The sequence below is a fragment of the Citrobacter sp. W9 genome (assembly GCF_026719375.1).
GTDB classification, from domain to species: domain Bacteria; phylum Pseudomonadota; class Gammaproteobacteria; order Enterobacterales; family Enterobacteriaceae; genus Citrobacter; species Citrobacter werkmanii.
On the sequence record NZ_JAPPTE010000011.1, the window covers coordinates 157,881 to 165,313 of the forward strand.

The 7,433-nt window shown below is 48.7% G+C and carries 8 protein-coding genes and 1 pseudogene; 6 read left to right on the forward strand and 3 right to left on the reverse strand.

The window, feature by feature from the left end; translation table 11 throughout:
- The first annotated feature begins 23 nt into the window (after positions 1–23).
- Both OOJ59_RS16645 and OOJ59_RS16650 read left to right on the forward strand, forming a co-directional pair.
- Positions 24–338, forward strand: coding sequence for a helix-turn-helix domain-containing protein (locus OOJ59_RS16645; RefSeq protein WP_160956483.1), 315 nt, complete (start codon positions 24–26; stop codon positions 336–338).
- A complete protein-coding gene (locus OOJ59_RS16650; RefSeq protein ID WP_160956482.1) occupies positions 331–1,602 on the forward strand; it encodes a type II toxin-antitoxin system HipA family toxin in 1,272 nt (423 codons plus the stop codon). Before OOJ59_RS16645 ends, OOJ59_RS16650 begins: the two co-directional genes overlap by 8 nt.
- Before the next feature lie 37 nt (positions 1,603–1,639).
- Here the strand turns inward: OOJ59_RS16650 and OOJ59_RS16655 are convergent, their stop codons facing one another.
- Complete coding sequence (locus OOJ59_RS16655; RefSeq protein ID WP_160956481.1) at positions 1,640–3,007, reverse strand: glycoside hydrolase family 10 protein; 1,368 nt, start codon at positions 3,005–3,007, stop codon at positions 1,640–1,642.
- Positions 3,008–3,019: 12 nt separating this feature from the next.
- Entirely contained in the window at positions 3,020–3,307 is a 288-nt protein-coding gene (locus OOJ59_RS16660; protein ID WP_087856619.1) for a VF530 family DNA-binding protein, read from the reverse strand.
- A 254-nt stretch (positions 3,308–3,561) separates the two neighbouring features.
- Here OOJ59_RS16660 and OOJ59_RS16665 point away from each other — a divergent pair, with 254 nt between their 5' ends.
- Complete coding sequence (locus OOJ59_RS16665) at positions 3,562–3,846, forward strand: type II toxin-antitoxin system TacA family antitoxin (protein ID WP_038640582.1); 285 nt, start codon at positions 3,562–3,564, stop codon at positions 3,844–3,846.
- Positions 3,837–4,319, forward strand: coding sequence for a GNAT family N-acetyltransferase (locus OOJ59_RS16670; RefSeq protein ID WP_085048216.1), 483 nt, complete (start codon positions 3,837–3,839; stop codon positions 4,317–4,319). The genes OOJ59_RS16665 and OOJ59_RS16670 overlap by 10 nt, the downstream gene beginning before the upstream one ends.
- A gap of 22 nt (positions 4,320–4,341) precedes the next feature.
- Here the strand turns inward: OOJ59_RS16670 and OOJ59_RS16675 are convergent, their stop codons facing one another.
- Positions 4,342–5,265, reverse strand: coding sequence for an AraC family transcriptional regulator (locus tag OOJ59_RS16675; protein WP_160956480.1), 924 nt, complete (start codon positions 5,263–5,265; stop codon positions 4,342–4,344).
- Between the two features lie 166 nt (positions 5,266–5,431).
- Here OOJ59_RS16675 and OOJ59_RS16680 point away from each other — a divergent pair.
- Together OOJ59_RS16680 and OOJ59_RS16685 are read left to right on the forward strand one after the other, a co-directional pair.
- Positions 5,432–6,529, forward strand: a pseudogene (locus tag OOJ59_RS16680) (alpha/beta hydrolase).
- A gap of 124 nt (positions 6,530–6,653) precedes the next feature.
- A complete protein-coding gene (locus tag OOJ59_RS16685) occupies positions 6,654–7,025 on the forward strand; it encodes a DUF2255 family protein (protein ID WP_160956479.1) in 372 nt (123 codons plus the stop codon).
- Positions 7,026–7,433 lie beyond the last annotated feature (408 nt).

Consider the following 7,433-nt stretch of genomic DNA (forward strand, 5'->3'; position numbering starts at 1 on the left):
TTATCCAAATAAGGGCCAATATTATGGATTTAACACTCAATACGGCTGCTGATATCGTCAAACTACTCTGTGACAGATTGCGTAAAGAACGACTCGCGCGGCAAATGACGCAGGCAGATGTTGCCGCGCGTTCAGGTGTCGGTGTGAATACCGTTTCGAATCTGGAAACAGGTAAGAATGTAGGATTTGAGAATCTGGTCAAAGTCGCAATGGTGTTAGGTTATGGCGATGCGCTGGAGGGTTTATTCAAACCCAGGATTGACAGTCTGGATGATATTTTGCGTTATGAGAGGAGTGCGGCACGCCAGCGGGTGAAAAGGAAAAATTCTGATGCCTGAACAAGTTGATGTCTTTTATGAAGGTTGGGGTGAGAAATGGCTGTGGGGGAAACTGGTGTCTTCCACAGCCCTGACCGGACGCCCGTTGATCGCCTTTGAATACAGTGAAGACGCCATACGTAAGGGACTGGAACTGTCCCGGCTGATGTTACCGCTGAACGGTCCACGTTTACGCAGGGATTTCCCGGCTCATCAGTTGGGATTGCCTGGACCAGTCTATGATTCGTTACCTGATGGCTGGGGTATGCTGTTGATGGACCGATTATTTAAACGCCGCGGACTAAACGCAGCGCGCATAGGTCCTTTGGAGCGCTTAACCTGGGTCGGCAACAACGCGATGGGCGCCATGACTTTCCAGCCCGTTCAGTCAGATGTCGAGAAGATTTCAAAAGAGGATGTGCCTCTCGAACAACTGGCCGCTGAGGTGCAGGAAGTCCTGAGTGGAGACGGCGGGGAATTCTTGCAAAAATTGCTTCAGATGGGCGGTTCGCCACAAGGGGCAAGGCCAAAAGCGCTACTTTATCGTGACAATGTCACGTCAAAATTTACTACTGCGCCTCTACCCGGGAGCGAAAGCTGGTTGATTAAATTTCCCGCCAGGCATGAGCATGCTGAAGTATGCGCCATCGAAGCGGTTTATGCTGAATGCTTGCGTCAATGTGGGATTAGCACGCCCGATACGGCATATTTTGATCTGCCTGGTGGGCAGGCGGCCTTTGCCACCCGCCGTTTCGACCGTGACCAGTCAGTACGTATTCCAATGCAGAGTCTGGCGGCTCTAACCGGCGCAAATTACCAGTTACCCGGCGCTTTAGATTACCGGGATTTTCTGCGCGCCACGCAGATCTGTACCAATGATGTCAGAGAAAAGGCGAAAGCGTTCGAACGCGTAGTTTTCAACGTGGCATTCAACAATCGAGACGATCATCCGAAGAACTTTGCTTATTTAATGTCAGCCGATGGAAACTGGACTCTGGCTCCGGCTTACGACGTTACCTGGTGTGAAGGACCCGGCGGGTACCACCAAATGGACGTGCTGGGGGAGGCGCTGGATATCGAAAGAAAGCACCTTCAGTTGCTTGGCGTTCAGGAAGCTGAGCTCTCTGCTGACCAGGTGAACGCCATAATCGAAAAGATCTGCCACTCTGCGTCAGTGCTGAGCGCTATCGCCAGTGACAAATATCCCGAGCAGATAACGCAAACCACGCTGGATACGATCCAAAAACAAATTAATGACAATGTCCGCCGGTTACTGTCCAAGTGATGCAGATACCGTCGTTACACTGACCTAAAGATAACCATTAACGCCCCCAACGGTTGCGAATATAGGTTACGGCCTCCTGCGTTTGCGGCTGATTAAGATAATCTTCGCGAAACAGGATGGTGCCGTTGATGTGTGGTTCGGACTCGTTCAGATCGAGCTGCTTTTTCAGCTCTGGCACGCCGCCTTTGACTGTCCAGTCCGGCTCTTTTCGTGAAGGTTCGCCGACTTTATACAGCGCCACTCCAATATAAAGGCGGGTGTTGGTTGATTTCACAACATCTGCCCACCACTTCGCCAGCACATCGTATCGCGCCGCATCACGGGCAAAAGGCCAGTACAACTGTGGGGCGATGTAGTCCAGCAAGCCTAATTGTACCCAGCGACGAGTATCGGCATAAGATTCATCATACGCTGCTGCGCCACGGGTGTCGGAACCCGCAGGATCGTGAGAACGATTGCGCCATACACCGGCGGGGCTGACGCCAAATTCCACCTCAGGCTTAAGTTTCTTAATGGTCCGCGAAACCTGGGCGATCAATCGTTGCGTGTTATCGCGTCGCCAGTCGGCTTTGGAATCAAATCCCTGACCATATTTTCTGAAGGTCTGGCTGTCGTTAAGCGCTGAACCGGGAGACTCGGTATAGAAGTAGTCATCAAACTGCACGCCGTCGACCGGATAATTTTCCACCACTTCCGCCACGATGCTGGTGATCCAGTCGCGCACTTCGGGAATACCGGGATCCAGTACAAAACGCTCACCCGAGGTGCGGATCCAGTCCCGGTGCAGGACATAAACGCTGGAGGGCGTCTGCGACAGCGTGCTGTTTAATTCGGTGATCGTTGATGGTTTGAGATTAACGGATACGCGGTAAGGGTTAAACCAGGCATGAACTTTCATGCCGCGTTTATGCGCTTCATCGAGCATAAACTGTAGCGGATCGTAACCCGGATCCTGACCAATCGTGCCGGTTAGCGTATCTGACCACGGCAAGATTTTAGATTGCCACAATGCGGTGCCATCGGGTTTGACCTGGAAAAAAACGGTGTTGATGCCAAGACGTTTCAGGTTATCCAGCTTATCCGTCAACGCTTTCTGCTGCAGGCTGATACGGATGGCAGGGGAACTGACATTCACTGATGAGATCGGCGGCCAGTCCAGACGGGAAACCGTCGCCAGCCAGATTCCGCGCACCGGCTCCTTATTCTGTTGCGGTTTACTCACCGGAGGTAGTGGGGCGACTTTGGGACCGGGCGGCTGTGAAGAGCAACTGCCAAGTAACAACATACTGCCCACAAGTACCGCGAACCATTTCAGATTGGTTCGCGGTAATCTGGCGTGGCAACGGACGAAGATATTCGCCAGTTTTTTCTGATATTTTCCTGAAAAGAAACCGGATGCTGGCATCAGACTATGCTCTTATTTTTTCTTGTTGCGGCTGTTAGCCCAGGGATCAATAGCAGGTGTAGTGTTGTTGAACGGGGTCACGTCATGCAGCGAATCAAGATAGAGCGCTTCAACTTCAGCACGCGCCCACGGCGTACGGCGCAGAAATTTTAAACTGGATTTAACGCTCGGTTCATTTTTAAAGCAGTTGATGTTAATGCGTTGAGCAAGCTCGGCCCAACCAAAACGATCGACCAGTGCATTGACCTGCATTTCTAGCGTTACGCCATGTAAAGGGTCTTTTGAAGTATGAGCATTCATATGAAGTCCAGTTCGGTATTTCCAGATTTTGTCAGTCGTGCAACGAGACAGATTACAAGAAAGCGGAACGACCAGCAATGGCCCAAATCGACACTGATCTTCCAAGGAACATTCGCTGAAACTGTAAAAAGAAGAGGGCGGACAGACCTGACACTTCAGGCTAATCGCGATGGAAGAACTCTTTCTCGTATAGCAATCCGTTACCAATTTAGCTAAAGTAGTGTATAGCAATTTGTTACCAACAGGAGATAACCATGCAAAGCAGCGCCCGTAAGCCGACTCGTGATAAGCAAATTAATATCCGGGCTACTGATGAGGAACGTGCGGTAATTGACTACGCTGCAAGTTTGGTCAATAAAAACCGTACTGACTTCATCATTGAGAAGGCCGTGCACGAGGCCCAGAATATCATTTTGGATCAACGAGTATTCGTCCTGGACGATGCCCGTTATCAGTCTTTCATTGAACAGCTTGAAGCACCTGTTCAGAACGTTGAAGGGCGTCAACGCCTGATGAATGTGAAGCCCGAATGGAAATAAACGTCACGACACCGGTGTTGCTGACCGAAGGGCATGATCTCCAGCCATTTGATTGTGGTAATGACGTGTTAAATGATTGGCTACGTCGACGGGCGATTAAAAATCAGTACCTCAACGCATCGCGCACATTCGTCATTTGTCTTGAATCTACTCAGCGTGTTGTGGGTTACTATTCCATTGCAACCGGGTCCGTGAGCCATGCTGATTTAGGCCGTAGTTTACGTCAGAATATGCCCGATCCGGTTCCGGTCGTTCTGCTGGGACGTCTTGCTGTTGATGTCTGTACTCAGGGGCATAGTTTCGGAAAATGGCTGCTTAATGATGCGGTACTGCGAATTTCCAACTTAGCCGATCAAGTGGGCATCAAAGCCATCATGGTACATGCTATTGATGGCAAAGCTCGGGCATTCTATGAGTATTTCGGCTTCGTTCAGTCTCCGATAGCAGCAAATACGTTGTTCTACAAAATTTAGGTAGTGCGGGAAAAAGCACAGCTCATTTAATATCATTTTTACCGACAGATTTTCTCAGAACAGTTATATCCCTTTTAGGTGACTCCCCGAACATTCTCGAATATTCTCGGCTGAAATGGGACAGGCTTTCATAACCGACAGCATAGGCTGATGTGGTAACATCGTAATGTTCATTCAGCATCAGTCGCCTGGCTTCATTGAGGCGCAGCCATTTCTGATACCGAAGCGGGCTCATTCCCGCAAGCTGCCTGAAGTGTTGGTGGAAAGAGGGCGTGCTCATTTGCACTCGAGCTGCCAGCTCCTCGACACGTAAAGGTGATGCTATATTCGTCTTTAACCAGTCGATAGCTTTACCGATACGGTAGCCATGGCCGTCTACTGCTGCGATCTGTCTGAGATGATCAGACTGATCGCTCATCAAAAGCCGGTAATGTATCTCTCTGTGAATCAACGGCCCGAGAACAGGAATGGCTTCAGGCTCGTCAAGCAAAGAAAGCAGACGGCAGAAAGGCTCCAGCAAAACATGAGTAATAGTTCCTATACCGACACCCGTTCCCGCATCTCGTTTTTTGACCGGCGGCAGGCTTCCTTGTGCGATTAATTCCATCAGCACGCGCTGGTCAAGTTTGTAGGCTACGCCGACGCAGGGCCGGAATGTCGAAGCCTGTAATACTTCCGAACTGGCTGGCAGATCAAGAGAAGTGATCAGGAATTTTTCCGCACTATATTCATAAGGTTCACCACCAACCCACATGATCTTCGCGCCATCGGCCACCAGAACGATACTGGGAGGGACCAGACAGCTCACCGGAGGAGCGGGTTCGTTTCGGCGGAACAATTCGAGTCCTTCTACGGCTGTAGGAAAATCACCGGTGCCGGGTGTACGCTGAGCAATATCGTTCGAAAGCTCACAAAGTAATTTTTCAACCGACTTGTCAGAAATCATTCTGTAATACCTCACATTTTTACGTCTTTTGGCGTAATCAACTTAGCAGCTATGAAAATTGAAATATACGCTTTGAAATCAGGTTCAGAGGATCAGGCAAATAATGCAGAGTATTTTAATAACATCTTTCATTAAAGATACTCAAAATAACAACACTGAAATTACAATGAAAGGTTTTAATATCATGTCGCCAAAATCTTCAGCGCGCTTTTTTAATGGCGCACTCCTAGCCGGAGCAATGGCTCTGATTTCAACAGAAACTGCGGGCGCCCAGCCTGCACCAGGCACAGCAGATTCTTCAGTGCGTCTGGTTCATACGTGGGATAAAACTTTCCCAAGAAGCGAAAAAGTGGATCATCAAAAAGTTACTTTTAAAAACCGTTACGGCATTACGCTGGCCGCAGATATGTATCTTCCTAAAGATCGCGGGAACAAGAAGCTTTCTTCGCTTGTTATTTCCGGACCTTTTGGCGCAGTAAAAGAGCAGGCCTCAGGTCTCTATGCTCAGACCTTAGCAGAGCGCGGATTCGTGACGCTGGCATTTGATCCTTCTTATACCGGTTAAAGCAGTGGCGAACCCCGCAATATTGCGTCACCCTATATCAATACCGAAGACTTTATGGCCGCAGTCGATTTTATTGGACTGCAACCTTATGTAGACCGTGAACGTATCGGTGTCATCGGTATCTGCGGCATGGGAGGGATTGCCCTGAACGCTGTTGCCATGGATAAACGCGTTAAAGCGGTCGTTGCCAGCACCATGTATGATATGAGTCGCGTGATGTCGAAAGGTTACAATGACAGCGTAACACTGGAGCAACGTGAGCAGGCGCTGGAGAAGATGAGTCTTCAGCGCTGGGAAGATGTGGCAAACGGCAAACCTGCATACCAGCCAGCCTATAATAAACTGAAGGGCGGTGAAGCACAGTTCCTCGTGGACTATGCGGATTACTACATGACCAAACGCGGCTATCATTCACGGGCCGTCAACTCTGGCAATTCATGGTCCGTGACAACGCCGATGGCCTTCATGAATTTCCCGCTAATGACCTATATTAAGGAAATTTCTCCGCGCCCGATCCTGTTCATTCATGGCGAAAAAGCACATTCGCGTTATTTCTCCAAAACGGCTTATGAAGCGGCAAATCAGCCAAAAGAGCTTCTCATTGTAAATGATGCCACTCATGTCGATTTATACGATCGTATGGACAAGATCCCGTTCGATAACATCACTGCATTTTTCAACAAAAATCTTAATAAGTAAGTCATAGGTACTCTGGAGCAGACTGATGACAGCTACTCTACTTTCTGATGCAAAATTAAATTTCTTAATATTATCGAGTTAATGCTGCAAAAGAAAAAAAACGCATATGAAATAGGAGAGGTTTATGTTCTGGAATCCTGAATTATTAGCAAAAATAGATGCGGCTGACGACTTGAAAATCGCTCCGTACCACCCCGATATGAATACGACCGGTACGCCGACATGGATTTGGGAAGTGAAGGTGGATAACCGACTTTTCGTCAGAGCCTATAGTGGTACCAGTTCAAAATGGTATCAGGCAGCATTGTCTCAGCAGGCAGGTAAGATACGGGCTATCGGACAGGAGTTCGTCGTGCTGTTCGCAAAACCATCAGACCCTGAGCTTGAAAGTAAAATTGATCAGGCTTACCAGAAAAAGTACCTCAGCAGTCGCTATGTTTCCGCAATGACTGGGACACGTGCCAGAGCGGCCACGATCGAGATTTTACCTTCGTGAAGTGATGCTGCGTGTTTACCAGCGCCAGCTGATTGATCGCCTGACAAAGTTAAAAGCCGCCTACATAGAAGGTGGCTTTTATTTCTTCCCATCGATAGGGTAGTCAGAAATCACAACGTATTTAATTATTGCGTATCCAAGAGTAGAGACAGAAGCGATGAGTTAGTAGTGGTGTCAACCAATGTCCAAATGCCAGCAAACGAAAGATTGATGGGGATTTAACTCTATGACTTTGTGCGCATTACATGATTTAACATAATATACATTATGCGCACCAGTGATGTAATGGCTCAATAGTAATGTCCGCCTGTGGCTCAATTCAGATGTCCGCGCTATGGTAAGCTTCACTGGTCCGTTTAAACTACCGGGAGGCATATCATGAGCGCAGAAAGCTCAGGAGTGTTTACT